Below are 25,510 nucleotides of genomic sequence, written 5' to 3' on the forward strand. Positions count from 1 at the left end.
AGAGCTCGCCCGATAACTAGTTCTTCTTGAGCAGATAGCACTGACTTTCTTCTAAAGGCCGGAATGCCTCCGCCGCAGGAACTCGGGAGATCAACTTGTAATAATCCCAGGGATACTTGCTTTCCTGAGGAGTCTTGACCTGCATCAAAAACAGATCGTGAATCATAAGGCCATCATCCCTGATCTTTCCGCCTTTTGTATAAAAGTCGTTGATCGGCATCTGCTTCATCGAAGCCATAACGCGATCGGCATCGAGAGACCCTGTAGCCTTGACACTATTCAGATAGTGGATGATCGCGGAATAATTTGCCGCATGCACCATCGTCGGCATCTTCCCCACCCGCGCGAAATACCGCTTTGACCAGGCGCGCGTTTCATCATTCATGTCCCAATAGAATGACGTCGTGAAGGTCAGACCCTGAGCCAGATTAAGCCCCAAAGCGTGAGCGTCCGAGAGAAAGAAAAGCATTCCGGCCAGTGTCTGCTTGCCGCCTTGAGTGACTCCGTACTCGCTGGCTGTTCTGATCGAATTGACCGTGTCGCTGCTCGCATTGGCGAGCGCAATGACCTTTGCTCCCGACCCCTGAGCAGTCAAAATGAAAGAAGAGAAATCTGCGGTTCCTGCTGGATGCCTTACCGCTCCAACCAACTTTCCGCCACCTGCTTTCACAAATCCCTCAACGTCTTTCTGGGTTGAGTGACCGAACGCATAGTCTGCTGTCACGAAGAACCAGCTGTCGCCACCCTTCTTCAGAATCGCGTTGGTCGTGGCCTTGGCCAAGGCGTACGAATCGAAGTTGTATTGCAACGTGTATGGATTGCAGGACTTTCCATTGATATCCGACGAAGACGCGTTCACCGGAAACGCGAGCTTCTTTCGCTCGTTGGCCAGGGACATCACGGCCAATGCGTTTCCTGACCCAACCAAGTCCGTAATGACTTCGACACCCTCAGTGTCGTACCAACGGCGCGCGATACTCGACGCGATGTCAGGCTTGTTTTGATGGTCGGCGTAAAGCACTTCAATCGGTCGGCCGAGAACGCTTCCGCCGAAGTCTTCTACGGCCATCTTCACGGCTTCCACGGCACCTTTACCGGAGATGTCCGCGTTGTAGCCAGCCATGTCGCCGAGCACGCCGATTTTTACCGGCTTTTCATTCGACGTCTGCGCATGTGCTGCCGCAGTTGAAAGGACACCGAATGCGACAAGCGAAAGCCATCGGGCCAATTCGCCAATTCGTCCTGTCATAACTTGTTCCCTTCCCTTGCGGTCTGACGCCGCCTGCTTAAGCCACTTCATAGCCAATCAACTACGGAGGCATCCAATAACCGGGCACCAGTATCGTCTGCCGGATTCAATTGTTTCAATATGTGGATTTGAATTTTTTGATAGGTTTGAGTTATCAGACGCGCGTATCCGGCGCCTGTCGCAGGTTTGGCGACGCAAATCGCCGGGCGTGTTGTGCAAAAGCTCGTGCTGCAGGCGAAGGCTCACTTCGGCGGAATGCCACCGCCAACTCGGCATAAATCGACTTACCGATAATTGGCTTGAAACGGACATCGGGCAGTTGAATGCACTTTACGGACTGAGGGACCAATGCGACCCCCAATCCAATCGAAACCATACTCGTGATGGTGACGAAATCTCGCCCCTGTGGCCCCAATCGAGGGAAGAACCCGGCCGCCTGGCAAGCCTGAGTCGTATATTTATGGAAGCTGACCTTCGGTGGATGGCGCGGCGTGATAAAAATATCGGAATTGAATGCGGCCAGTGGGACGCGTTCTCGCGACGCGAGCGCATGAGTTGACGGTATCGCGAGCAGCAGACGCTCCTGCAGCACCTCGACACTCGCAATCCCGATCGGCAATGTTACGGGCGGTCGAATAAACCCGATATCCAGTTTTCCTTCGCTGATCTGATTAAGCTGTTCCAGCATCTCCATCTCGGAGATCTGCAGCTCGACGTCCGGGTAATCATCACGGAATTTATTGATTACTCTTGTGAGCATGCCGGTGTAGGCAGCTGAACCGACATAACCAACGGCAATCCGGCCGACTTCACCCCGTCCCGCTTGCCGTGCAGCGAGGAGAGCCATTTCCGATTGCGCGATGGTCTTGCGTGCCTCTCCCGCAAAAATCTCACCAGCCAGCGTCAATTGGACAGCGCGTTTCCTGCGATCGAACAGAGGAGTTCCGACGATTTCTTCCAGAGCCATTATCTGTTGGCTTAGTCCTGGCTGGGCGATGCCCAGGCGTTCGGCGGCACGACCGAAATGCATCTCCTCCACAGTGACCAGAAAATAACGAAGATGTCGTAGCTCAATCTTGCCGACCATCAGTTTTTTCGGTCCCACCAGGCGTACTCCTCTGATCAGAGCGCTTCATAACTACCACTTATGCGACTTTTCAAAGTCGCATATTGGACCTATCGAGTGGAAGTGAAGCCTGTAAGGACCGCATTCAAAAGCGCAGTCGTGCGGGGCAGGCTGGCTCGGGTGCGAGGCTCTTCTGGGCAGACCAGCCATCCTCCTTAGAGCGCCAGCGCGCGCGCTTGGCACCACCCTCACGGCCGCATAAGGACATCTTTACGAGCGACACCGCGCGGCTTGTTCGGCAGCAGAGATAGAATAACCCTTCAGTGAAATCCGTCGGACTGCAGCAATCCAATCAGGCCCCCTCCAGAACTGAATGACAGATCTCTAACGGAATCCGTTAGGCGTACACGACCTAGTGAGCCAGGACGCGCTGAAGGAAGCTGCGTGCCCGTGGATTCCGCGCATTACCGAAAAATTCTTCGGGTGAGTTTTCTTCGATGATCTCACCGCCATCCATGAAGACGACCCGATCAGCAACCTTCCGGGCGAAGCCCATCTCATGGGTCACGCAAAGCATGGTCATTCCTTCGTGCGCGAGATCTTCCATGACTTCGAGAACTTCGCCAACCATTTCCGGATCCAGTGCTGACGTCGGCTCATCAAAAAGAAGAATTTGTGGCTTCATGCACAGTGCTCGCGCGATCGCAACACGCTGCTGCTGTCCACCGGAAAGATGGCCCGGATACTTCTGGGCCTGATTGGCGATATGCACCTTCTCGAGGTACGTCATCGCCAAAACCTTTGCATCGGCAGCACTCATCTTTCGAGCAATCGTTGGCGCGAGAATGCAGTTCTCAAGAACAGTCATATGCGGAAACAGGTTGAAACTCTGAAAGACCATTCCGACGTCGCGACGAATCTCTGAGATGTGCGGTAACCGCCCATGAACAGGACTGCCGAGTATTTCGATCTCGCCGGATTCGTGCTCTTCCAGCTGATTGACGCATCGGACCAGGGTCGATTTACCCGATCCAGACGGGCCACAAATCACTATCTTCTCTCCACGAGAGACGATGAGATCTATGTTCTTCAGTGCGTGAAAACCACCGTAGAACTTGTTCAGACTACGGATGACGACTGCGGGTGCAGCAGAAGTCGGCGCCATGGCCCGTATCCCTCCATAAATGTAAGATCGCCCGAGCATACAAGATCCCCGACTATCGGGTATCGCGGCAGGCTAACAAGTATAGTTCATACCAAGTCGGCCACCGTCGACGTAAATCGTCTCTCCCGTGATGTAGCTCGCCTTCGGGCTTGCAAGAAATGCAACAACGTCTCCGATCTCTCGCGGCAATCCGATGCGCTGGAGCGGCGTGCGCGACATGACCATCTTCATCGCCTCGGGGTTTGCGTTCACTCCCGCCATCATTTCGGTGTCGATCGATCCCGGTCCAACCGCGTTCACGCGAATCCCATGAGGCGCCAGCGCAAGCGATGTCGCTTTTGTCAGCTGCATGACCCCTCCCTTGGAGGCGCAGTAGGATGCGATAGTCGGAATTGCGACAACAGCATTGATTGAGGACATGTTGACGATTGCGCCTTCGATCTTGTTCGCAATCATCGATTTCGCTGCACGCTGTATCGCAAGGAAGACCCCCACGAGGTTGATATCGATGACCTTGCGGAAATCTTCCACGCTGGTCTCGAAAAATGGCTTCGGCATAGCAATGCCGGCATTGTTGACCAGAACTGAAATCCCACCGTGCTTCGTCTCGATCTCATCGAACATCGAATTGATGGCCTTGGGATCACTCATATCGCAACCGACAAAGTCAGTCTGCTTCCCAAGCTTCTGCGAAGCGGCTTTGACGAGGTCGGCATTGATATCGCTGAGGATCACGAAGTGGCCCTGCTCAAGCAGCGCTTCCGCGCACGCGAGGCCAATTCCCTGCGCTGCGCCGGTAACAAGTGCGATAGATTTTTTCATCGTGATTTCCCCTTCAGTCCTTCAGCCCATATTCCAACGCGGCCTGCTCGCGCGAAATATAACCGGCGACCAAATCAGCCTGAATTTGCTCGCGCGCGCGCCTACGTGGGTCTCCGAATCCACCTCCGCCCGGCAACGACAGGACCAGCCTCTGGCCGGCGCTTACCTTCTGGCGCCCTTTTCCCTTGAGCTGCGTTCCATCAGACAATCGAACGGAGCCCGCAGCTCCCGGAGCGCCTCCGCTACGACCTCGGGCCGGGTTTTCGATGCGATCGAACATCGCATTGAAATGAAACTCATAGCCCTCGCACGGTTCGATCTCGATCGTTTGTCCGAGTCCCCCCCGGAATTCTCCCGCCCCGCCGGACCCTTCACACAGATCCTTGCGCCAGACCACGATCGGGCCGATCTGTTCGGTGGCCTCAACGCTCATTGTCTTGACGCCCGATGGAAAGGCCGTTGCGCTCAGACCGTCTATCGACGGGCGCGCGCCTGTGCCGCCGGAATTGAACATGAGCAACTGAGTGGCGCGTCCCTCGCGACCCTCGAGCGGTTTGGCGGAGATCTGGATATTCCACAATGCGCTGGCACCCTCGGCCGGCACGATGGTGGGCATGGCTTGCGACAGCGCTCCCAGAACAACATCCGGCACCAAATGTCCCAGGACGTGCCGGATCGAGACGGGCGCCGGCCGGCGCGCGGCCAGAATGCAACCTTCCGGCGCGACGATATCGAACGGTACCAGCGAGCCATAATTATTCGGAACGTCTGGCGCGATAGCGCATTTGAGCCCATAGCACGCGTATGCGCGAGTGTAGACCTCGGGAACGTTCACTCCGAACTTGCTCATCCCGCTCGTCCCAGCGAAATCCGCCTTCAGGCTCTCGCCGTCGATCGTGAGCCGGACCGCCATGTGAACCGGCGCATCATAACCATCAACCTCCATCGTGTTGAAGTACGTTCCGGCAGGGACACGAGCGATCGCCTCCCGAGTCGCCGCACCACTGACTTCGATGATGTAGTCCGAGAGCCGCTCGATATCAGCGATCCCGAATTCGTCGAGCATTTCCTGCAAGCGCTTGTCGCCCGCCGCATTGCAAGCGGCAAGCGAGTACAGGTCGCCGACGACCTGGTCTGGCTCCCTCACGTTCGCGCGCACAATCTTCAGGAGCGTTTGCGAGACGTTGCCCCGGTCCGCAAACTTCATAATCGGAATCTGGAGGCCTTCTTCATAGACGTCGTTGCCGTCCGGCCCGAACCCGCGACCGCCGATATCGACCACGTGCGCCGTGCACGCAAACAAGCCTATGAGCACTCCTCCGCGGAAGGTCGGAGAAACCACCGTGATATCGTGGAGATGTCCCGTACCCATCCACGGATCGTTGGTGATGTAGACATCGTCTTCAAAGATGTTCTCCCGACCGATCTCCCGTATGAAATGGCCCACGCTCTCCGCCATCGCGTTGACATGGCCCGGGGTGCCCGTCACCGCCTGCGCTATCATGCGCCCACGACTGTCGAAAAGACCTGCCGACAGATCGCCGGCCTCCCTGACTGATGTTGAAAACGCAGTGCGGACGAGTGTCGTCGCCTGCTCTTCGACAACGGCAATCAGACGATTCCACATTATCTGGAAATCAATGACGGAGCTGGGCATTCGCACGGTCCTTCCTCACTAGCAGGATGCTGCCGTCCTGCTGGCCGATGGCCTCGAACGCATCCGTAACGATAGTCGACGTCTCGTCTTCGACGATGATGGCGGGCCCAATCGCCCTCGTCCCCGGAAGCATATCGCTTCGTTGAACTTCCGCTGCCTCGACCGTACGTCGGAGCGCCGCATCGAAGAAGTGTCTTGTCTTCGAGACAGGAGCCTTCCTCGCGCCTGCCAGACGCGTGACCTTGGCAATGGGCTTCAATGTCGTGGCGACGGTGAGAGACCAGTTCGCAACCTCTATCGCGAGGCCGTCGATCGTCCTTCCGAAAAGCCTGCGATAGGCATCGTCAAAGGCTCCCTTGACCATGTCAGTGTCCGACAGAGTGAAGGTTCGGTGAGGAAGCGTAACCGGAATTTCCCAACCCTGCCCCGAATATCGCATAAAGGCGACGAGCTTGGTGGTGACGATAGCGTCGCCAGCCGCGGCGCTGACAAACGAGCGCGCCTCACGATCGAGATCCTCGATCACCGCGTTGACCTCATCGATGTTAAAGTTGGACAGGCGTTGGAAGAAGCCACGGGTTGCCTCGTAGCTGAACGGCGCCCTGAGGAAGCCGATAGCCGAGCCGACGCCGGCTCCAGGCGGGATAAGAAGAGAGCCGATGCCGAGTTTTTCACATTGCCGGCAAGCGTGGAGAGGCGCACCTCCTCCGAATGCGACCATGGTGAAAGCTTCGACGTCTCGTCCATTCTCGATTGTATGGGCCCGCGCCGCATTGGCCATGTTTTCGTCGACGATCTCCGTGATGCCGAAAGCCGCATCGGACCGCGCGACACCGGCGACATGCGTCAACCGCTCGTCGACCGCACGCTCCGCCATTGAGACTGACAGCAGAAAATCGCCGCCAGCAAAATTGTCCGGATCGAGCCGTCCCAGGATCAGATTTGCGTCTGTTACGGTCGGCTCCTCGCCGCCTCGCTGATAGCAGGCAGGCCCCGGCTCGGATGCCGCGGATCGCGGACCGACCTGGATACGCCCCATTGCGTCAACCGTGGCAATCGATCCTCCTCCGGCACCGATCTCAACCATTTCCACCACCGGCGTGGAAACCGGCATGCCGGAGCCTTTCTTGAAGCGATACGTCCGCGCGACTTCGAAGCTATTGGCGGTTTTCGGCGCCCCATCTTCGATGAGACAGATTTTCGCTGTCGTTCCTCCCATATCGAACGACAGAACCTTTTCTATGCTGTGTGTGTTCGCGTACTGGGCAGCAAAGATGGCGCCCCCCGCGGGTCCGGATTCCAGGAGGCGAACCGGTTGTGCCGCGGCTGTCTCGACGCTAATCAAGCCGCCACCGGAATGCATCATGAAGACCTGAGCAGGAATCTCGGCGTCTCGAAGCCGCTGCACCAGCCTGTTAAGATAACTTGCGACTTGCGGCCGAACATAGGCGTTTGCGATAACGGTATTGAACCGCTCGAATTCCCTCATCTGGGGTGAGACGACCGACGACAGCGAAACCGACAGGTCCGGAGCCGCAGCTTTCAGGACGCGCTCAATCTCCCGTTCATGCTCGCCGTTCGCATATGCGTGCATCAATCCAACGGCCACGGCCTCGTAGCCACGCTCGACGATCCGCGCCGCGAGCTCTTTCACTTCCTCCAGATCCAGTGGAAGAAGAATCGAACCGTCAGCGGCGATGCGCTCTTTCAACGTGTAACGATCCTGCCTCGCAACAAGGGGCGTCGGGAGCTTCAGGTTGAGATCGTATTGCTCGAAACGGTTCTCCGAACGCATCTCGACGACATCCCGAAATCCCTCGGTGGTGATGAACGCCAGCTTTGCGCCACGTCGTTCGATCAGAGCGTTCGTGACCAGGGTCGTACCGTGGATGACTTGGGTAATATCTCCGGGGCGAAGCCCAGCCTGGCGAACGACCTTGATGATCCCCTCGAGGATGGCTTGCTCCGGCTGCCGATAGTTTGTCAGCACCTTGCAAGTCGAGAGGCCGCTTGCACACTCCAGCGCCACGTCGGTAAACGTGCCTCCAATATCCACTCCGACTCTCGCTTGCATCTTTGTCATCCGGCCGCTCACACACTCTTGATCAGTTGGTTTGCCGTAAAAGCTAGTTCGTACAACCTGGACATCACGGCCCGGTTTGGCGCCTTTTCCAGTGGAGAAATCGGCAGAGGCAAATCCTCTTCCGATCCACCCGACAAAAGGTCGGCCATCGCCCGTCCAAACATTGTCCCAGGCGTAATACCTCGACCGTTGTAGCCGATCGGGGCATACACCCCATCGGCCAACCGATGGATGCGCGGAAGATGATCGGGCGTCATCCCGATGCGGCCATGCCAAGCCGTTTCAAATTTCACAGGACCAAGGTCCGGGAAAAGGCGTCGGACCTTTTTCGTTGCCCAGCGCTTGGAAAGGCCGGTCAGACCACCAATGACGGATCCCATCGAGCCAATGATCAGACGGTTATAGGCGTCGCGGCGGAGCGAAAACATGATCGCCCCGGTATCCCAGAGCCCCTGACGCTCTTTCAGGATGTAATCGGCTTTCGAGCCCAACGGCTCGGTTGCGAACTGAAAATAGTGGATGATGGTCAGAGCCGTATTCACCCCGGGCCAGAGAGCGTCGCTATAAGCCTCCGTTCCGAGAACGACTTTCTTGGCATCGACCGGCCCGGAGGTTGTTTCGACCCGCCAGCCATCTCCGTTCGGCCTGAGCGACTTCACGCGGACGCCGGTGAATATCCTGGCCCCTGCAGCGGACGCAGCTCGGGCAAGACCCCTCGCATAAGCCATTGGGTTTATCGTCCCCGCCCTACGATCGAGAAGGCCGCCATGGAAAGCCGACGTGCCAATCTTCCGTGCGGCATCTTCACGGGATAGCAAGTCCACAGGCGCCCCGAGACGGCGCCATTCCTCAGCTCGCCGAGCGAGATCCTCGTACCCTGCGGGTGAATGTGCCGCATGAATCGTTCCGGCCCGCGTCGGCTCACACTGAATCTGATGCTTCTCGATCAGCGAGAAAACATAGTCCGGCGCACGCCCTAGAAGATCGACCAGGGCAGCGCCTCCGGCCTCGCCAAGTTTTGCACGGACGTCTTGAGGCGGAAGCCACAAACCGGCGTTGACGAGGCCGACGTTACGTCCCGACCCGCCATAACCGATGTGGTTCGCTTCGAGAACGAGGCAGTCGAGTCCTTTTTGCGCGGCATGCAGTGCGGTCGACAGGCCGGTAAACCCGCCTCCGATGACGACGACCTCAGCCGATTGCGCGCCGTCCATGACGACGCTGCAGTCTTGTTCAATTGCAGAAACATCCCAAAGAGAAATGGGAGCATCATGCCTCGCTAAGGGCATTTCTCGCCTCCTTCGGAGACTGTTGAGTTCGCTAGATACGTTGGAGGATTAAATTGTACGTGTCAATATGCAGCATATATGTTCTGTATCTCGGCACGTTACAACAAGCGCAATGAAGCGCTCCAGCCGTGCGATTTTCGGTGTGGGTATAAAACTGAAGCAGAGCGCCGCGTCTTAGCGGGCGCGCAGAACCATCAATGCCGCGCGAGCTGAGCTGAAATGCGCTCGCCAGCTTCTCGCACCAAACGGCCCAACTTGTCGCGGCCGTGTTCGGACAGGTGAGTCTCCAGCACCGATATACCTATCGCTGCGATCGCAATTCCGTTCGGCAGACAAATCGCCGCCCCCGTCCCGACGACACCTTCGCGAAACTCGCCGGAGTCGAATGCATAGCCGTTCTTCTTCGTGGCCTCTATGTCGGCCTCAAGCTCCGGAAGCGTCGTAATCGTGCGACTGGTATACTTGGCCAATCCCCCCTTCAGCGCACCACGCAACGACGCATAGTTGGCAGCAATGATTGCTTTCCCCGTTCCAACACAGTGGATGGGAGCGCTGCCCCCGATACGATTCCAGCTCCGTATCGGCCTCAAGCTATCGATCATATCGATGTAGATGACAGACAGGTTTTCAGGTGCGGCCAGATAGATCGTCTCGTTGGTCGCATCGGCAATCCTGCGCATCTCATCTCCAGCCAGTTCAGGCAGATTGAGATTGTCGATGACCTTCCGACCCACCCGCCACGTCTTGAGCGTCGCGGAATAGAGCTTGTCTTCTCCGTGCTGCACATATCCCAACGCCGTGAGAGTCTGCAGAAGACGAAAGGTGTTGGACTTCGTAAGACCGACCTCCCGCGAGAGTTCGCTGACGCCTTTACCGGTCGTGGCCCCTGAGAGAGCGTCCAGCAGAAGAAGGCCCTTGGTGAGCGTCGAGTCCACCTTCGCCTGTCGCGTAACACCTGACTCGGACGCTTTCGCTTTGGGTAGGTCTTTGGATAGCTTTTGCATCAAGCGCCCATATCACAGAACGTTAGGAATTCGAAGGATCGCGGCGATCACGCGATACAAATTGCGGCACCGAGTGCACAGTGATCGGAGGCAGGTCACCATCGAAGCGACGGATTTCCACCAGCGTCGAGTGGGCAGCCGGCCCTTGTGTCAAACGCGATGTCCGTCGATCGTGAGTAAGCACGTTCGGATTTCCGTGCCGATCACGATTCCGTTCGGCATCAAAGTCCGGATCGTACCAGGCACCCGTCCACAGGAATACAGCACCTCTGACGATGTCATCGGTGACCTTGGCGCCCGCCAAGCAGCGACCGCGCTCGTTGAAGAGCTCGACGATATCACCGTCGTTGATGCCCCGCTCGCGGGCGTCATCAGGATGAATGAGCACAGGCTCGCGCCCCCTGATTTTTTTGCTTTTGCTGAAGTCGCCGTTGTCGAGCTGCGAGTGCAAACGCGTCTCGGGCTGCCCGGAAACAAGGGAGAGCGGATACCGTTTTGCCTGCCCGTCCGCGAGGTCTCTTTGCTCAAACCATGTAGCGTGGCCCGGACAATCGTCATAGCCGAACGAGGCAATCTTCTCGGAATACAATTCGAGACGCCCGCTCGGCGTCGACAACCTGTTGCGTTCCGGATCTGCTCGAAATTCGGAAAGAAAAACCTGATTCGGCGACGGGTCGGGCAGATCGACAATATCCCCTGCGATGAATGTATCCCAGTCGGGCAAGGTCGTTCCGGCTTCCGCGGCGAACTCCATCGTCTCCGACCACAGCTGCCTCAACCACTCGTCCACTGATTTATTGGTGCTGAAAGTCCCCCGTCCTCCCATACGCTTTTCCAGCCTGGCGAATATGTCGAACTCGCACATCGCTTGAGCCGGAGGCGGCACCAGCTGCGGCATGGGGATCAGCGCATTATCCGAATGCCCGCCGCAGAAGTCGGTTCGCTCCTGAGGAGCGGCGCAGGGTAGGACGATGTCCGCATGGCGCGCTGTCGCCGTCCAGTTGATTTCGTTGACGATGATCGTTTCGGGCTTCTGAAACGCGGCACGGAGACGATTTAGATCCTGGTGATGGTGGAAGGGGTTTCCCCCGGCCCACCAAACCATCCGAATGTCCGGGAATCTTCTCGCTTCGCCATTGTAGTCGTACCTTCCGCCAGGATTCAGCAGCATGTCCGAGATCATGGCGACGGGGATGTAGTTCTCCACATCATTGCGGTCTTGAGGAAAGGCCGCCCAGCGGAACGGCCGATCAGCAACGCCGACATTGGCGTTAACACCATAACCAATCCCATATCCGCCGCCCGGCAGACCTATTTGCCCAAGAAGAGCGGCCAAGGTCACCGTCATCCACAATGGCTGTTCGCCATAGTCGGCGCGCTGCAAACCCGCCGCAGTGCAAATCAGCGTGCGGTGCGTCGCCATCTCGCGCGCAAGCCTTCGTATTCTCTCAGCGTCGAGCCCTGATTTCGCGGCAGCCCAGTCAGCCGTTTTGACAACACCGTCACTCTCGCCGAACAGGTAAGCGCGTATGCGATCGAAACCGACGGTGTAGCGGTCAAGAAACGCACGATCATGAAGTCCTTCCGCAATGATCGTATGGGCGAGGCCCATCATGATCGCAGTATCCGTACCCGGTCGCGGAGGCAGCCACTCGGCGTCGAGAACAGACATCACGTCGGAACGGAGCGGACTGATGTTGACGAACTTGACACCCGCCTCTGCACAAGCTGCCAGTCGGCCCGGAAGCCGATGCCGCGCAACGCCGCCGTCCGACACCTGAGTATTTCGAAGGGGCATACCTCCGAACATCACCACCAGTTCCGAATGTTCGGCGACGACGCTCCACCGTGTGGCCTGCGAAATGTGATCCCTGTAGTTACCTCCCACGATGTAAGGCATCAACGTGAGGGCCGCATTGTAGCTATAGTTTCCCTCGGAACGAACAAACCCGCCAAACTGGTTGAGGAATCGCTTGAGCTGTCCCTGCGCGTGGTGAAAGCGCCCAGCGCTCGCCCAACCATAAGAGCCGGCGTAAATCGCTTCGTTACCGTGGGTTTCCACGATCCTGCGATGTTCCCGGGCAACCAGCTCCAGGACCTCGTCCCACTCAACCTCGACAAACGGCTCACGACCCCGCTCGCCCTTCCTTGCTTGCGGGCCGTGTTTTAGCCAACTCTCGCGAACTGCCGGCCGCAACACGCGCGCACGCCCGTTGAGACTCGATGCGATGTTGCGATTGATGGGTGATGGGCTCACGTCAGTCGGGTGCCCTTCGATCTCCACCAATTTGTCGTCTCTGACGACCGCCACTCCAGCTCCCCAATGGCTTGCCGTCACGCGAGTCGAAGCATTTGTCATCTGGGTCTCGTACTGATATATAACACAAACTTTCTATATATTGACACATACCTGAACAGTTGTCATTAGTTGCGCATGTCAAACTCAGGGAATACTCCCCTCGGAAATACACTGGTCCATTCCGGCCGAGAAACAGGCGGAGATGGCCGCCTCGTCAATCCGCCGATCGAAATAGGGTCGACTGTTCTGTTCGACACCCTGGCTGCCTTCGAGGCTGCCCGGGACCGTCGTTACGAAACCGGAAACCTCTATTATGGGCGATACGGCACGCGCGCGTCGTTTCACCTCGAAACGATCATGTGCGAACTTGAGGGCGCATTCGGGTGTACAATCGTCTCGTCGGGGGTTGCCGCGATCACGCTCGCGCTTCTGGGAACGACGAAATCCGGTGACCATGTCCTGGTTGCGGATCACGTCTATGGCAACACACGTGGATTCTGTGACCAGGTCCTGAGCCGCACGGGCGTCGAGATCGAGTACTATGACCCGATGGTCGGCGAAGCGATCGAAGAGAAATTTCGCGATAACACTTCTGTCGTGATGTTTGAAGCACCGGGCTCCGGGACGTTTGAATTCCCCGATATCCAGGGTATTGCGAAGACTGCGACGCGTCACGGGGTGATCACGATCCTCGATGGCACCTGGGCCACGCCAATTTTCTGCCGGCCGCTGAGCCTGGGAGTCGATGTCGTTGTCCATTCAGGCTCGAAATACCTCGGTGGTCATTCCGACGGTATGATCGGATTCATCGCATGCAACGAGACCACTCACACGCCGATCAGAAAGACGGTTATGGCTGTGGGGGACAAACCCGGCGCTCAAGAGGTGCATTTGGCGTTGCGCGGATTGCGGACGCTCGACCTTCGCATGAGACACGTTCACGACGCGGGAATCGAAATCGCGACCTGGTTGCGAAAGCAGCCTCAGGTCGCCAAGGTTCTTCATCCGATATTCGACGACTGTCCCGGAAACCAATACTGGCGCCGCGATTTTAGCGGAGCGGCCGGTTTGTTTGGCGTGGTCTTTAAGCCCACGACCGAGGGCCAGGTTCGACGCTTCGTCGACCATCTTCAGATGTTCGGGATCGGCGTGAGCTGGGGCGGATATGAAAGTCTCGTCCTGCCGGTCAACCCGGCACGGACTGCGACAACCTGGTCGGAGCAAGGACCGTTAGTGCGCTTCAATATTGGATTTGAGAATACGGCTTCGCTGATCGAAGATCTAAAACAGGCGCTGCCGCTTCTCTGAAGTCTGCGAGCTTACAACATGAGAAATGCAATCGACCACCTGTCCGTGGGAGCAGATACACTTGAGCAAGGTGTCGCCTTCCTCAAAGCAGCTTTGGGCGTAGAAATTCCGCAAGGCGGCAAGCACCCGATGATGGCTACGCACAATTGCGTCATGCGGGTCGGCGACGGATGCTTCCTGGAGCTGATCGCGATCAACCCGGACGAAAGCCCTACCCGCCCGAGATGGTTCTCGTTCGACGAGCCCGCAACCCGGCGCCGGTTGGCTGAATGGCCGCGTCCACTTTGCTGGGTCGTCGGAACGGATAGCCTGGATGATATCGTGCGAACCAGTCCCATCGATCTGGGAGAGATCGTCAAATTCCAGCGAGGCGAACGCAGCTGGCGATTGACGGTGCCGGCCGATGGCCATCTCCCGGAGCAGGGCCTTTTGCCGGCGTTCATTGAATGGTCGCCGGGGCCGCATCCAAGCGCCAGCCAGCAGGACCTCGGAATCAGGCTCCGTCGCATCGTTTTGACAACGCCTGAGCCTGCTCGCCTGCTATCGACGCTGAAGATCCTCAACATCGACAGCCTGGCCGACGTGAAACAAGGCCCGACCCATCTTGGCTTCGAATTCGATACGGCGAGCGGCCCCATAACGCTCGCTTAGTCCTTCTTCGGAAACCGTCAGCTGGATCGTCTTGTCTCAGCGCGCTTGGTTCTCAGCGCGACTGGCGTTTCGCCAGCCTGCCCTCCAGGTAAGCGCCGTATTTGCTGAGACTTAGACAGCACGCAAAAAAGATCCCGCCGACAAAAAGATAGACTTCAGTGCTTGTCGTTCCCCACTGCGCGGTGCCAAACGCCGCATTTCCCGATGCCAGGATATCAAAAAATCCGATAATGACGATCAGCGCGGTTTCGAGGAACACGATGACGACCTGATTGATCGTCGCCGGCAGTGTCACACGGAAAGCTTGCGGCAGGATGACGCGACCGTAGATCGCGAAGTAGCCAAGACCGAGCGCTTTGGCCGCCTCCTCCTGCCCTTTGGGCAGGGATTCAATGCCAGCCCGAATGACCTCGGCCTGATAGCAGGCGTTGTAAAACGCAAAAGCTACAATGACCCGATAGAGCTTCTCCCCGGCCATCCAGTCCGGCAAGCCGAAAGGCAAAACCACGGCTGCAAAGAACAGAACCACCAGAAGCGGAAGGGATCGAAGGAAGTCGATCACCCAGGTCACCGGGAACGCGATAAGCGGCATCTTGCTTCGCTTCAAGAGCGCCAGGACGACAGCGGTCGGCATCATAACGATACACACGAACGCAAAGACATAAAGCGTAAGTGACAGCCCGCCCCACATCCGCGTGGGAACATAGGACAATCCCAGGATTCCTCCGCTCATCAGCCAGTTGAACGCTGCGAAGCTGATGATCCAAAGCGCGAGAAGTTTCTTCGCGTGCCACATCACGGGAAAACACGACAGCGCGACGGTTCCGAGTACGATCGCTGACGAGATAGCCGAACGCCATTGTTCTTCGAACGGATAAAGTCCGAACATGATGAGGCGCCAACGCGCCGCGATCACGGCCCAGCACGCACCCTGTCTGTCGGGCCCACAGAGCTCCGGATGGGCGGGGCTCCAGATCGCATTGACGACAGCCCACTCGAACAACCGGCACGCAAGGTAGACAAAGCTGGCGATCAACGCGGCGGTGATCAGGGAGCTGAACGGGTTTCGCCTGAGATAGCTTATTGCACCAGCCTCTAAGGCAGGTCTCACTGGCACGTATGCGACCGATGGAGTGTGCATGGATCAGATCCAGTATTTGAATCGCGCCGCGATCGCAGACATCAACAGGACAACCAGAGAATTTAGCATCCAAAAGACCACTGCAACGATGAGAAGAATCTCGATGGTTTGTCCGGATTGATTGATGGCCGAGACTGAGACCATGAATAAGTCGGCAAATCCGATCGCTATCCCCAAGGTCGTTGCCTTCATAAGCCAGACGTAAAGATTGGTCATCATTGGCATGATCGCCGAAACGACGAGCGGCATCTGGATTCGCGCAAAAATGGTCCACGAACTCAGGCCAAGCGCCTTTCCGGCCTCGATCTTGCCGGGATCGATCGCAAGAAAGCCGCTCCGGATGACCTCGGCAGCATAAGCACTGCCATAACAAATCGTAGCGACAATCAACGCCACCAGTTCAGGGGGAAGCTGCAGTCCTCCCCGGATACTCAGGCCGGAACGAACCGGATACTCGATGAGGCCTGCAGTATCCGACTTTGCACCGAAGAGGATCGCCACGGAAACGGTAGCGATCATCACCGCTACCGCTACAGTGGTATGCTGAAGCTTCCTGCGCACCGGCGTGAATGCGAAACGGAAAGAGAAGACCTGCCAGATCAGGAAGAAAAACATGATCGTCAGGCTAAGGCCAATGACGATACCCGAAACCCAGCCGACGTTCAGGCCCGGAAGGAAAATCCCCCGGGCGCTGATGAACACAGACGACATGGGTTGCAGGGCGAAACGCGGCGGCGGCAGGGATGTGAAGAGCGCGTACCACGCGAATAGCTGCAGCAGCGGCGGGATATTGCGAACCACTTCCACGTAGGCCTTCGCAACCCATGCAATGACGGCATTGCCGTAGACCCGCATGGCAGCGATAGCGAGCCCAAACAGCGTGGCGAAGAAGAGACCGATAAAGCCGACTGCGATTGTATTCACGACACCGGCGAGCAGCGTCCACCAATACGGATCTCGGATCGAGAATGGAATGATCGAGTAACCGATATCCCAGCCAGTCGCCCTCCAGAGGAATGAAAAGCCCGACGTGACGTGTTGAGCCGCGAGGTTCTCATGGAGTTTCACGAAAAAGGCGACAACCGCAATCGTGAGGAAGCATATGAACCCGGCCTGAAGGGCCAACGCCGATGGTGATTGTCTTCTGGTGATTGCAGGCATGTCCAGGTTCCTATCGAGGCGGACGCCGATCGATCAATTCGTCCCGCGATTCATGGCACGCTCATACAGGAAGTGAGCCGTCGCAATATCCTGCACCGCAAGACCGACCGATTTGAACAACGTTGTCCGTGATGGATCGATCACGACCTTACCGGAAAACACTTCGCCGGCCTCTGCTGCTATTCGGGCCTTCGAGAGGATGATATCCCCGGCCTCCAATGCGACCGCGCTCCGGGAATCGACAATGACCTCATTGCGCATCACCTCGTCGTCCAGTTCTCGCCAGTTGGGCCTGGGCGACCCAACCGAGTTCACATGCGAGCCGGGCTTGAGCCACGCTCCGCGCAAGACAGGCTGCCTGGAATTCGTCGCGACGACGACGATGTCCGCTCCGATCACTGTCTGATCGAGAGGGAGAGATTTTGCCCCGTTTTCATCGGCAAAAGCATCTGCATTCGCCTTCGTCGGACTCCACACACGGACATGCGTGAAGTCGAATAAGCTGCGGAGAGCTTGAAGGTGCGCCTTCGCCTGCACACCGCTTCCGACGAGACCGAGGATCTTGCTGTCTGGTTTCGCCAGCACGCTCGAGACTGCAGCAGAGAGAGCCGCTGTTCTCATCTCAGTGATGAGTCGTGCACCAATGAAAGCCAGCGGCAGGCCGTGCTCCACGTCGAGCAGTGCGATCATGGCATTATGAGTAGGAATTCCAGCAGCGGCATTCTTGGGATAGAACGTCACAAGCTTCGCACCCATGGCGTGAGGCAATGCCACCGGCATAATGCCCAGATACCGCTGCTCGGGCTCGATAGGCAGCATCTGCCGCTCCGGCTGAATTGCGGCACCTGCTGAAAACTGTGCCATTGTTTTCTTCATGAGCGGAATGAGGTCAGCATAGGTCAGCTGAGCTTCGACGTCCTCTTCAGTCATCACGAGCGGTGCATTCATCTGGTATCTCCAGTACGCGTCAGGACATCGGCCTAGCGTTGAGCGTCCAAGGGCTCAAGCCACGGAAAGTTGCTCAGTTCGCCGAGTACTTTGATTGTGTTCGAGCGGAGGTCGACCGATCCACGATCCGTCGATCCTCCGCAGTTTATTTGCAACGGCACGCCGCTAGTCGAGCGTCATCGAGTAGAGCAGACCACCCTTATTCCAAAGATTGTTGTAACCGCGATCGAGCTTATAGGACGACTTGGCTCCGAGATTGCGCTCAAACAGTTCGCCATAATTGCCAACTGCCTTGATCATCCGATAGCCCCAGTCGTTGGGAAGCCCCAAGCGATCGCCCAGACCAGCATCCACGCCCAGAATTTTCGCGGCGACAGGACTCTTCGGACTCGCCCGCATCTCGTCGACGTTGGCGGATGTAATGCCTTCCGCTTCAGCGGCGATCAAAACGTTCAGGATCCAGTTTATCGTGTCAACGAACCGATCGTCTCCCTGACGCATGCCAATGCTCTGCGGCGACAGGTTGATCAGTTCAGGCAGCAGGATGTTCTCCGTCGGACCGCCCTTTGCGTCCAATCTGAAAACCGCGAGGTTCGCGCCGAAGCCGATAAAGGCGTCGCACCGCCCAGAATTGTACGCAGCTTGGGCTTCTTCTTGCTTCTCGAACTGGACGAGATTGTACTTGATCTTCTTGCCGGTCAGCCAGTTGGACGCATGGCGAATGGTGGACGTGCCCGCCTCGCCGCAGATCGTCGCACCTTCAAGATTGTTGGCTGATTGAATGTCCAGACTCTTATGAACGATAAATTGAGTGCCACCCAGGAAGTACGGTTGGCTGAACTGCAAATTCAGCTCCGTATCGCGTGACATCGTCCACTCTGTCAGCTTGACAGACAGGTCAATCTCTCCTGACTGCAAAGCGGGAATGCGCTGAGCCCAGCCTAGAGGAAGAATTTCGATCTTTTTTGGATCGCCGAGAATGGCAGCCGCTGTCGCGCGGCAGAGGTCGATGTCGAGACCTTTCCAGTTACCCTTGTCATCGATTTCGGCGAAGCCACGATAGCTTCCGTTATGCCCAGGACAGAGCAGCTTCCCGCGCTGCAGAATGGTCTTGACCGTCGGCGAAGGCTCCGCTGGTGCTGCGGCCGCACTTGCAACGCTAACGAAGATCGCGGCAGCGGCCGTGATTACTGTGGTGGCAATTTTTTTCACTCTTAATCCCCTCCCAAATTAAGCGTCCCCTCGGACATGGACAGGCAGGACACCTGTTCTTGCAGGCTGCGTGAGAGCTGGGTTTGTGTCAATATATAAAATCGCTGTGCTGCATACCGATACAAATTGCCACCATGCATCCGACGGCCCCATCGCTAAAACCGCACGACCGCGACGCATTCATGGCGCCCTTCAACGGCAAGTTGCGGCGCAAGACGTTCTGGCGTGATCCACCAGCAGGCTGCCGTCGACTGTGATCTGCGCCGGATCAGGCGGCTGACGTGGCTACAGGCCTCGCGGCTTCGGTGCCGGCGACGGCCGAATGACGAGAATTATCGCCAGATCGTAAACGTGCAGGCGAACCTTCGGATCGCCAGTTTGGGCAGCAGCCAACCAGATTTGGATTGCCGACTTCGCCTATATTTGGACGGCGGGGGTTGGCTCTACGTGACGGCGGTCATCGATCTATTCTCGCGCCGTCTGGTGGCTGGCCGATAAGCGCCAGCATGACAGCACAATGGGGCGCGGATGGTCGGGCACACCGCGCGCAAAAATCTATCGCATCAGAAGCGAGGCCAAAGCAGATGTGTTCGGCGATATCGAGCGGATCGACAACACCGACCGCCGGCGCACGACGATCGGATATCGCAGCCCTGTTGAGCTTGACGCAAGCTGGGATGAACTCAACTTACTGTTCACTGAACCCGCAGCAGGCTGGATCGCCGCACTTACCGTTGCAACGACGCAATAGTCGTCGATGCTGTCTTCGCCGAAGCGACGACCATGGCGACAAATTCCTTTATCAGCGGCTTCGTCAACCGCGACGTAGGACCAGAAATGCCGATCGCGGCGACGTTCTTTCCGTCGGAGTCGAATATGGGGGCCGCAACACCTCCAACATCCGCACGGTATTCACCCATGTTAACCGAGTATCCCGCGTTGCGGATCGCAGCGACCTCTCCGTCTAGCGCTTTGATCGAGGTAATCGTTTTTGTCGTGTGCTTATGAAGCATTTTGGAGATCGGCTCCCTCAGGGCGTCGTACGAATACGCCAGCAATACCTTACCGGTGGCCGTACAATGAAGAGGGGCACTCCCTCCTCTTTCGGAATAAGCTCGCACAGACTGGGCGCTATCGATTTTTTCGACATACAACACGCGCAACCCATCAAGAACCGAGAGATGGACGCTTTCACCGGTCTTTTGCGCGAGCTTGTTCATTTCCCCAATGCATAGTTGAACCAGGTTTGCATGGCTCATCACTGACGAGCCGAGCTTCCAAAGCTTCATGCTCGGGCGATAGCTTCGATTTTCGTCCTGGACGACGTAGTTCATCACGCCCAACGTCTTGATCAAGCGATGAACGTTCGACTTATTCAGTTTCAGAAGCGTCGATAATTCCGTTATGCCTAGCGAGCGCTGGGACGTCGCGAGCGCTTCGAGAATTTGAAGTCCTTTTTGAAGCGTGCTGTCGACCCGCGGAGGGGTTCGCCCTTTGTTCGTGGTGGTCATTGCTTCTGCTGCGCCCCGCGTATGTGAATGTGCGTTCCGTATAATAGAATATTCGAAAATTGACATCAGCGCAAATAGGGACATCGCGTAGACACGCGATCAATGGGACAGGCAGTCCTGGCCTGGTAAATGGTATCCGAAGGCGCTGCTGGCCAATTCTCGCGCGATCTTACGCTTCATATCGCCGGGAAATCTGCCTTCAACCGACTACTTGCTCGCTCTCGCCGAGATCGCCTTCTGACGATACGCGATGATTCGCTCTTTCAGTCCGGGATCACTCGCCGAGTTAACGAGTGCTGCGAGATCTGCGTCATCGTCCCGTGAAATGGTCCTTGCGTGGAGCGCCTTGACGGTGGTCGCCTCCAGTCGCGCGGCTGCAACGGAAATGCGTGCAAGCAGTTCAGGAAGATCAGCGCTGTCGCAACGATCTGTAACCAAGCCGACTGTGGCCGCCTTCTCGACCGACAACTCCCCGCCTTCAAGGAGAATTCGCCGTGCGGCGTCGTTGCCGATGCGCGCGGCAAGTCGCCGCGTTCCGAGTATCAAGCCAAATCCAGAGCCCGGGAATGCAAAACTTGCGTTTGAGAGGCCGACGCGTCGATCACAGGCTGCAAACAGATCCGCTCCGGCACCATAGACTCGGCCTGATCCAATCGCCGCGGTTACGAATGGACTGTGATAGATTTTCTGAAGAAGATGCTCAATCCGGACGAAGCGCAACAATAGATCGCCGTCCGAGCAGCTATCTATGTCGCTAAGATCGAATCCGGTGCACAGATGCTTGCCGACGCCCGCGAAAACGATCAGTCGCGGACTACCCTTGACCGCACTGTCGAATGCGCGGTCGAGGTCGTCGACCATCGATGGACTCAGCGCATTCCCAACCTGCGGCCTGTTGAGCGATATGCGAGCACAAGAGTTCTCCACCACCAGGTCGACTTGCGAGCTTTCGAAACGAGCGTTCACGACATTCTACCTTTCAAAGCAGATAACACCCTTTGCCTTCGGCCAGAGCGAATTCAGACTGGATTGGCCGAGGGCGCGTCATCGTCCGTCCATACTACTCACCGCGTCCGAAGCACGCGCTTCAGGAACATCCGGGTACGCTCGTGTTCAGGTTCGCTGAAAATCTTTGCGGGTGGCCCTTGCTCGAGAATCGTTCCTTTGTCCAGAAAGTGAACCCGATTTGCCACCTCTTCGGCAAACCCCATCTCATGGGTGACCACGATCATCGTCATCCCCTCGCTGGCCAATGACCGCATCGTTTCGAGCACTTCACCGACAAGCTCTGGGTCGAGGGCGGACGTCGGCTCATCGAACAGGACGAGCTTCGGCTCCATCGCCAGAGTTCGAGCTATGGCTACGCGTTGCTGTTGACCTCCGGAAAGCTTCGACGGATATGCGTCCAGCTTGTCCGCCAAATTCACTCTTCTCAGCTGCGCCGCAGCGAGTTCTTCTGCTTCCGCGTGCGCCATCTTGCGCACGAGAGTCGGGCCGAGCATTACGTTTTGGAGGGCCGTCATGTGCGGAAACAGATTGAAGCGCTGGAACACCATTCCAATTTGCGCGCGCCGCTGATTCAGCAGCCTGTCAGGCAGCTTCGCGAACGAGCCATCGGCGGCGTGAACGCCCATGGCTTCACCATTCACGAATATTTTTCCTCTTTGAGGAACTTCGAGCGAGTTGATGCAGCGTAGAAGCGTCGTCTTGCCGGAACCGCTGGCTCCGATCAGCACAACAACTTCGCCAAGATTCACCGTCAAGCTGACGTTATCGAGAATCAGGTGAGTTCCAAAGCTATGGCTTAGCCCCTCGATTGAAACCGCCTTCTCGACCGGGGGAGACGTTGAAGCGCACGTCAATTGATCCATCATCGATCAACTCCTTCTTGCCAGGCGAAGTTCGAGGATGTGAGCTCCGTACGACGCGACCGAACAAAGCACGAAATACTCGATACCAAGGAATGTGAATACCTCGAGAGGACGAAACGTGGTGGTGGACAGGACCTGAGCTTGATATGTGAGATCGGCCACGCCGAGCACCGAAACAAGCGAAGAATATTTTAGAAGGCTGATCCCCTCATTCACCAAAGGTGGAATCATGCGCCGCAAGGCTTGCGGCAGGATCACCTTGTACATTGTCTGCCATCTCGACAGACCGATCGTGCGTGCGGCTTCGACTTGTCCCTGGTCAATGCTTTGGATGCCCCCTCGCACGATCTCGCCTACGTATCCACCGGCGTGCAAGGAGAGCGCAACAATACAGCTGGTCGTCGCTTCAAGATCAAATCCGATGAGCAACGGCAGACAGTAATAAACCCAGATGAGTTGGATCAGGGCTGGCGTGTTTCGCAGGACCGCGACGTAGGCAAGCGCAATCGTAGCCAAGATGCGATTGCTGGAGAGGCGCATCATGCCAAGAATGATGCCGAGAACCATGCCGCAGAGGAGCGAGACGAACGTAACCTGCAGAGTCACCCCTAGTCCTGCGACCAGGATGTGCCAATTGTCGAAGATGACCCCAAACCTGAATTCCCCCACAGTGAGCCCTCTATAAGTTTGGTTTTTCTTTTTCTTCGACCATTTGACGCGCCTTATCCGCACGTTCTATATATTAGTACGTGCGTTCCATTTTCTGAAAGCATATCTTGAGGATTGAACGCGCGTCAACGTTCGCTATCTGCGCCCCGTATTTACTTAAACAACGAGGTCGAGCGGATGCCGCCGCGATGGAGAGATAGGATTGACCTGCTTCTTATGTTCCAGACTGCTCTAACCTCGAAAAGCTCCCGGCCAGGAACCAATGCCGGAATGAGGGGTCGAGGGAGAAAGGGCCGCGATTCCTGGAGCGAGAATTGGAGCAGCTACTCTACTCAGCAAAACCTCACAGCGCGATCGACAGACAGAATCTCGATAGTACGGATAATCGATCAGCGGTTCGAGGTCCCCTGATTGTATCTCCTGGAATCCTGCTGCCTCGCGTGATTCAGAAATGGAGAACAGCCAGCCGACAGCCTGATGCACTTAAAACTAAGTACGCTTGTGGATGAGATCAGCGAGACGATCGCTCGGTACAAAATATTCCCGAACGATCGCCTCCCAAACACCGTGCCGGGCTAGAACAAGACTAGTCTCCCGCCACCTTCCATTCATACAGTCCATGCTTGTCGACAAGCTTCTTCAACGTCCCCAGGCGGCGCGAGTAGTCGATGAACAGGTTAACCCAGTCGCGAAAGATATAGTCACCTTGACGGATCGCCATCGCCATCGGAGCCGATCCCACGGCGTCGACCGACAAGGTAACAAGCTCAGGATGCTCCTTCTCAAGATTTCCTGATGCGTCGGCTGGATTTGCCCATGCGTCTACTTTTCCCGCAAGAAGCTGCGCGAGGCTGTCGGGAACTTGTTTCACGCGAACCAATTGCGCTTTGCTAAATTTACGAGTTGCAAAAAGATCCGTCGCCGACCCCAGTGTGAGTGTGATTTTCTTATCCGGCTTGTCGAGATCCGCCAGCTTCGAATACTTGTCGCTATCCTTTTTCTGGATGACGAGCCCCATCGGAAGCCGACAAACGGGATCTGTAAACGTGACAACTTCGGCCCGCGGCAACGTGACCCCCATCGCCGGCACCGTGATATCGAATTTCTTGGACTGCAAACCGGCAATCATCGTCGCCCAACCGTCCTCCACCCAAACCGGCTTCACTCCGAGCGACTGGGCCATGTCGTTCATGAAGTCGACGGCGAAGCCGATCAGCTCGTTGGTTTTAGGATCGCGGTAGATGTACGGGTAAATTGGCGCCCATCCAATTTTCAGCTCTTTGCGACTTTTGATCGCGGAAAGAGCGGAAGGTTCCTGCGACCGCGCAGGCGCACTCGTCAAGAAAATACATGCCGCCGCTAAGGCAAAAAGACTCTCGATACCCAGGTTTCGCCGAGCAATTACCATTGGAGCCCCTCCTCTCATTCGTGCCCGCAGCGCCGATGGCGCCGCTATTTGAATATGCTTCTGAACATAGCAAGGCCCGATCGTTTCATCATTTCACAGGACTCAAGGATGTCAACATACAAGATAATTGTTCCAATATATGGAATACCGTCAAATATCGCTTTTGATCCGGACGTTCTCGGGGTTAAATACAGGGGACGTGCATGAGCGTTGAAGCTCGCAATGCATGCGTGTACTCAACGGAGAACAAAGAAATGGACATCAAGTACGTCGGCTCGGGCACCCGTTACAGCCGCGCAGTGATTTACAATCATGTCGCCTATCTGGCGGGCAACGTCGCCAAAGAACCTGGGCCAACCGCTGGTGAACAGGCACGAATGATCCTCTCTCAGATCGATGAGACCTTGGCGCTTTGCGGCACCGATAAATCGAAGCTTCTAACGGCCACGATCGTCTTCACGGACATGCGGGATTTCGACGCCGTTAACGAGGCTTGGGACGCATGGGTTGTTCCCGGCCACCTGCCAACGCGCACTCCGATCGAAGCAAAGCTCCTCACTCCGCGCCACCTTGTCGCTATGCAGGTCACCGCCGCGGTCTGACTAGCCGCCTCAATGGATATTCTGGAGGAAAGAATGCAGGCAAAGCATATTGGGTCTGAGGCGCACTCAGCCCAGGCAGTCATTTATGGCGGCGTGATTTATCTACCAGCGATCGTGTCCGATGAAGATTCCTCGACAGCGGGAGATCAGACCTCATCAATCCTCAGATCGATCGACCATCATCTGGAAGCGAATGGTACGAGCAAACGAAGGATGTTGAGCGTTACTATTTACTGTGCCGACTCGCGGCTCTTCGAAGAGGTCAACGCACGCTGGGACGCCTGGGTGCCTTGGCATGATCCGCCGGCTTGCACGTTTCTGGTCGGAAGGCTCGCGGGTCCGCGGAAGCGCGTTGCGATCCAGGTCACTGCGGCGCTCTGACACCGCGAATTGA

At 56.8% G+C, this 25,510-nt stretch carries 23 protein-coding genes; 5 read left to right on the forward strand and 18 right to left on the reverse strand.

The features are described from left to right. Positions 1-16 precede the first annotated feature (16 nt). The 9 genes from ASC80_RS12030 to ASC80_RS12070 all read right to left on the reverse strand — a co-directional run bounded on the left by ASC80_RS12030 (position 17) and on the right by ASC80_RS12070 (position 12,694). Positions 17-1,249 carry an ABC transporter substrate-binding protein gene (locus tag ASC80_RS12030; RefSeq protein ID WP_056298838.1) on the reverse strand — a complete coding sequence of 411 codons (1,233 nt, stop codon included), beginning with the start codon at positions 1,247-1,249 and terminating at the stop codon, positions 17-19. A 154-nt stretch (positions 1,250-1,403) separates the two neighbouring features. Then, a complete protein-coding gene (locus tag ASC80_RS12035) occupies positions 1,404-2,354 on the reverse strand; it encodes a LysR substrate-binding domain-containing protein (RefSeq protein ID WP_244487256.1) in 951 nt (316 codons plus the stop codon). Positions 2,355-2,727: 373 nt separating this feature from the next. After that, positions 2,728-3,480, reverse strand: a complete 753-nt coding sequence (locus ASC80_RS12040; RefSeq protein ID WP_056298841.1) for an amino acid ABC transporter ATP-binding protein — start codon at positions 3,478-3,480, stop codon at positions 2,728-2,730. A gap of 72 nt (positions 3,481-3,552) precedes the next feature. Further along, a complete protein-coding gene (locus tag ASC80_RS12045; protein WP_056297187.1) occupies positions 3,553-4,302 on the reverse strand; it encodes an SDR family NAD(P)-dependent oxidoreductase in 750 nt (249 codons plus the stop codon). Between the two features lie 13 nt (positions 4,303-4,315). Beyond that, a complete protein-coding gene (locus tag ASC80_RS12050) occupies positions 4,316-5,959 on the reverse strand; it encodes a hydantoinase B/oxoprolinase family protein (RefSeq protein WP_056297190.1) in 1,644 nt (547 codons plus the stop codon). After that, complete coding sequence (locus ASC80_RS12055) at positions 5,940-8,042, reverse strand: hydantoinase/oxoprolinase family protein (RefSeq protein WP_056297195.1); 2,103 nt, start codon at positions 8,040-8,042, stop codon at positions 5,940-5,942. The genes ASC80_RS12050 and ASC80_RS12055 overlap by 20 nt, the downstream gene beginning before the upstream one ends. Positions 8,043-8,050: 8 nt before the next feature. Continuing rightward, entirely contained in the window at positions 8,051-9,331 is a 1,281-nt protein-coding gene (locus ASC80_RS12060; RefSeq protein WP_056297196.1) for an NAD(P)/FAD-dependent oxidoreductase, read from the reverse strand. Between the two features lie 194 nt (positions 9,332-9,525). Further along, positions 9,526-10,335, reverse strand: coding sequence for an IclR family transcriptional regulator (locus ASC80_RS12065; protein WP_056297199.1), 810 nt, complete (start codon positions 10,333-10,335; stop codon positions 9,526-9,528). A gap of 22 nt (positions 10,336-10,357) precedes the next feature. Then, entirely contained in the window at positions 10,358-12,694 is a 2,337-nt protein-coding gene (locus ASC80_RS12070) for a molybdopterin-dependent oxidoreductase (protein WP_056297201.1), read from the reverse strand. 75 nt (positions 12,695-12,769) lie between these two features. Here ASC80_RS12070 and metC point away from each other — a divergent pair, with 75 nt between their 5' ends. Together metC and ASC80_RS12080 are read left to right on the forward strand one after the other, a co-directional pair. Further along, positions 12,770-13,942: a cystathionine beta-lyase gene (gene metC / locus ASC80_RS12075; protein WP_056297206.1), complete on the forward strand. Its 1,173-nt coding sequence runs from the start codon at positions 12,770-12,772 to the stop codon at positions 13,940-13,942. Positions 13,943-13,960: 18 nt separating this feature from the next. After that, positions 13,961-14,593 (forward strand): VOC family protein, encoded by a 633-nt coding sequence (locus ASC80_RS12080; protein ID WP_082512537.1) that lies wholly within the window; start codon positions 13,961-13,963, stop codon positions 14,591-14,593. Positions 14,594-14,645: 52 nt separating this feature from the next. Here the strand turns inward: ASC80_RS12080 and ASC80_RS24625 are convergent, their stop codons facing one another. From ASC80_RS24625 to ASC80_RS12100, 4 genes are all read right to left on the reverse strand, one after another. Further along, on the reverse strand, positions 14,646-15,734 hold the full coding sequence (locus ASC80_RS24625) for an amino acid ABC transporter permease (RefSeq protein WP_082512538.1): 1,089 nt from the start codon (positions 15,732-15,734) through the stop codon (positions 14,646-14,648). 3 nt (positions 15,735-15,737) lie between these two features. Continuing rightward, a complete protein-coding gene (locus tag ASC80_RS12090) occupies positions 15,738-16,895 on the reverse strand; it encodes an ABC transporter permease subunit (protein WP_082512539.1) in 1,158 nt (385 codons plus the stop codon). Positions 16,896-16,928: 33 nt separating this feature from the next. After that, entirely contained in the window at positions 16,929-17,843 is a 915-nt protein-coding gene (locus ASC80_RS12095; RefSeq protein ID WP_056297214.1) for an ornithine cyclodeaminase family protein, read from the reverse strand. Between the two features lie 165 nt (positions 17,844-18,008). After that, positions 18,009-19,055 carry a transporter substrate-binding domain-containing protein gene (locus ASC80_RS12100; RefSeq protein WP_244487257.1) on the reverse strand — a complete coding sequence of 349 codons (1,047 nt, stop codon included), beginning with the start codon at positions 19,053-19,055 and terminating at the stop codon, positions 18,009-18,011. 517 nt (positions 19,056-19,572) lie between these two features. Here ASC80_RS12100 and ASC80_RS24765 point away from each other — a divergent pair. Then, positions 19,573-19,806 (forward strand): hypothetical protein, encoded by a 234-nt coding sequence (locus ASC80_RS24765; protein ID WP_056297220.1) that lies wholly within the window; start codon positions 19,573-19,575, stop codon positions 19,804-19,806. On the opposite strand, the gene ASC80_RS12115 is transcribed toward ASC80_RS24765, so the two are convergent. From ASC80_RS12115 to ASC80_RS12135, 5 genes are all read right to left on the reverse strand, one after another. Beyond that, positions 19,784-20,566 (reverse strand): IclR family transcriptional regulator, encoded by a 783-nt coding sequence (locus tag ASC80_RS12115; protein ID WP_056297223.1) that lies wholly within the window; start codon positions 20,564-20,566, stop codon positions 19,784-19,786. The genes ASC80_RS24765 and ASC80_RS12115 overlap by 23 nt on opposite strands. Before the next feature lie 207 nt (positions 20,567-20,773). After that, a complete protein-coding gene (locus ASC80_RS12120; protein ID WP_200941189.1) occupies positions 20,774-21,532 on the reverse strand; it encodes an enoyl-CoA hydratase/isomerase family protein in 759 nt (252 codons plus the stop codon). Between the two features lie 98 nt (positions 21,533-21,630). Continuing rightward, on the reverse strand, positions 21,631-22,440 hold the full coding sequence (locus tag ASC80_RS12125) for an amino acid ABC transporter ATP-binding protein (RefSeq protein WP_283805047.1): 810 nt from the start codon (positions 22,438-22,440) through the stop codon (positions 21,631-21,633). A 3-nt stretch (positions 22,441-22,443) separates the two neighbouring features. Further along, a complete protein-coding gene (locus tag ASC80_RS12130) occupies positions 22,444-23,169 on the reverse strand; it encodes an amino acid ABC transporter permease (protein WP_056297229.1) in 726 nt (241 codons plus the stop codon). A 523-nt stretch (positions 23,170-23,692) separates the two neighbouring features. Beyond that, entirely contained in the window at positions 23,693-24,514 is an 822-nt protein-coding gene (locus tag ASC80_RS12135) for a substrate-binding periplasmic protein (RefSeq protein ID WP_056297230.1), read from the reverse strand. A 203-nt stretch (positions 24,515-24,717) separates the two neighbouring features. Here ASC80_RS12135 and ASC80_RS12140 point away from each other — a divergent pair, with 203 nt between their 5' ends. Together ASC80_RS12140 and ASC80_RS12145 are read left to right on the forward strand one after the other, a co-directional pair. Beyond that, positions 24,718-25,116, forward strand: coding sequence for a RidA family protein (locus ASC80_RS12140; RefSeq protein ID WP_200941190.1), 399 nt, complete (start codon positions 24,718-24,720; stop codon positions 25,114-25,116). 12 nt (positions 25,117-25,128) lie between these two features. Further along, on the forward strand, positions 25,129-25,497 hold the full coding sequence (locus tag ASC80_RS12145; RefSeq protein WP_056297236.1) for a Rid family hydrolase: 369 nt from the start codon (positions 25,129-25,131) through the stop codon (positions 25,495-25,497). Positions 25,498-25,510: the final 13 nt, after the last annotated feature.

The organism is Afipia sp. Root123D2 (genome assembly GCF_001425835.1).
Lineage (GTDB): Bacteria > Pseudomonadota > Alphaproteobacteria > Rhizobiales > Xanthobacteraceae > Afipia.

What these genes read in the sequence shown, in the direction of transcription:
- ASC80_RS24625 (WP_082512538.1), bottom strand. Translation starts at nt 15,734, where the DNA reads ATGCACACTCCATCGGTCGCATACGTGCCAGTGAGACCTGCCTTAGAG.
- ASC80_RS12040 (WP_056298841.1), bottom strand. Translation starts at nt 3,480, where the DNA reads ATGGCGCCGACTTCTGCTGCACCCGCAGTCGTCATCCGTAGTCTGAAC.
- ASC80_RS12115 (WP_056297223.1), bottom strand. Translation starts at nt 20,566, where the DNA reads ATGACCACCACGAACAAAGGGCGAACCCCTCCGCGGGTCGACAGCACG.
- ASC80_RS12125 (WP_283805047.1), bottom strand. Translation starts at nt 22,440, where the DNA reads ATGATGGATCAATTGACGTGCGCTTCAACGTCTCCCCCGGTCGAGAAG.
- ASC80_RS12140 (WP_200941190.1), top strand. Translation starts at nt 24,718, where the DNA reads ATGAGCGTTGAAGCTCGCAATGCATGCGTGTACTCAACGGAGAACAAA.
- ASC80_RS12065 (WP_056297199.1), bottom strand. Translation starts at nt 10,335, where the DNA reads ATGCAAAAGCTATCCAAAGACCTACCCAAAGCGAAAGCGTCCGAGTCA.
- ASC80_RS12145 (WP_056297236.1), top strand. Translation starts at nt 25,129, where the DNA reads ATGGATATTCTGGAGGAAAGAATGCAGGCAAAGCATATTGGGTCTGAG.
- ASC80_RS12090 (WP_082512539.1), bottom strand. Translation starts at nt 16,895, where the DNA reads ATGCCTGCAATCACCAGAAGACAATCACCATCGGCGTTGGCCCTTCAG.
- ASC80_RS12070 (WP_056297201.1), bottom strand. Translation starts at nt 12,694, where the DNA reads ATGACAAATGCTTCGACTCGCGTGACGGCAAGCCATTGGGGAGCTGGA.
- ASC80_RS12030 (WP_056298838.1), bottom strand. Translation starts at nt 1,249, where the DNA reads ATGACAGGACGAATTGGCGAATTGGCCCGATGGCTTTCGCTTGTCGCA.
- ASC80_RS24765 (WP_056297220.1), top strand. Translation starts at nt 19,573, where the DNA reads ATGGGGCGCGGATGGTCGGGCACACCGCGCGCAAAAATCTATCGCATC.
- metC (WP_056297206.1), top strand. Translation starts at nt 12,770, where the DNA reads ATGTCAAACTCAGGGAATACTCCCCTCGGAAATACACTGGTCCATTCC.
- ASC80_RS12055 (WP_056297195.1), bottom strand. Translation starts at nt 8,042, where the DNA reads ATGACAAAGATGCAAGCGAGAGTCGGAGTGGATATTGGAGGCACGTTT.
- ASC80_RS12080 (WP_082512537.1), top strand. Translation starts at nt 13,961, where the DNA reads ATGAGAAATGCAATCGACCACCTGTCCGTGGGAGCAGATACACTTGAG.
- ASC80_RS12095 (WP_056297214.1), bottom strand. Translation starts at nt 17,843, where the DNA reads ATGAATGCACCGCTCGTGATGACTGAAGAGGACGTCGAAGCTCAGCTG.
- ASC80_RS12060 (WP_056297196.1), bottom strand. Translation starts at nt 9,331, where the DNA reads ATGCCCTTAGCGAGGCATGATGCTCCCATTTCTCTTTGGGATGTTTCT.
- ASC80_RS12045 (WP_056297187.1), bottom strand. Translation starts at nt 4,302, where the DNA reads ATGAAAAAATCTATCGCACTTGTTACCGGCGCAGCGCAGGGAATTGGC.
- ASC80_RS12135 (WP_056297230.1), bottom strand. Translation starts at nt 24,514, where the DNA reads ATGGTAATTGCTCGGCGAAACCTGGGTATCGAGAGTCTTTTTGCCTTA.
- ASC80_RS12050 (WP_056297190.1), bottom strand. Translation starts at nt 5,959, where the DNA reads ATGCCCAGCTCCGTCATTGATTTCCAGATAATGTGGAATCGTCTGATT.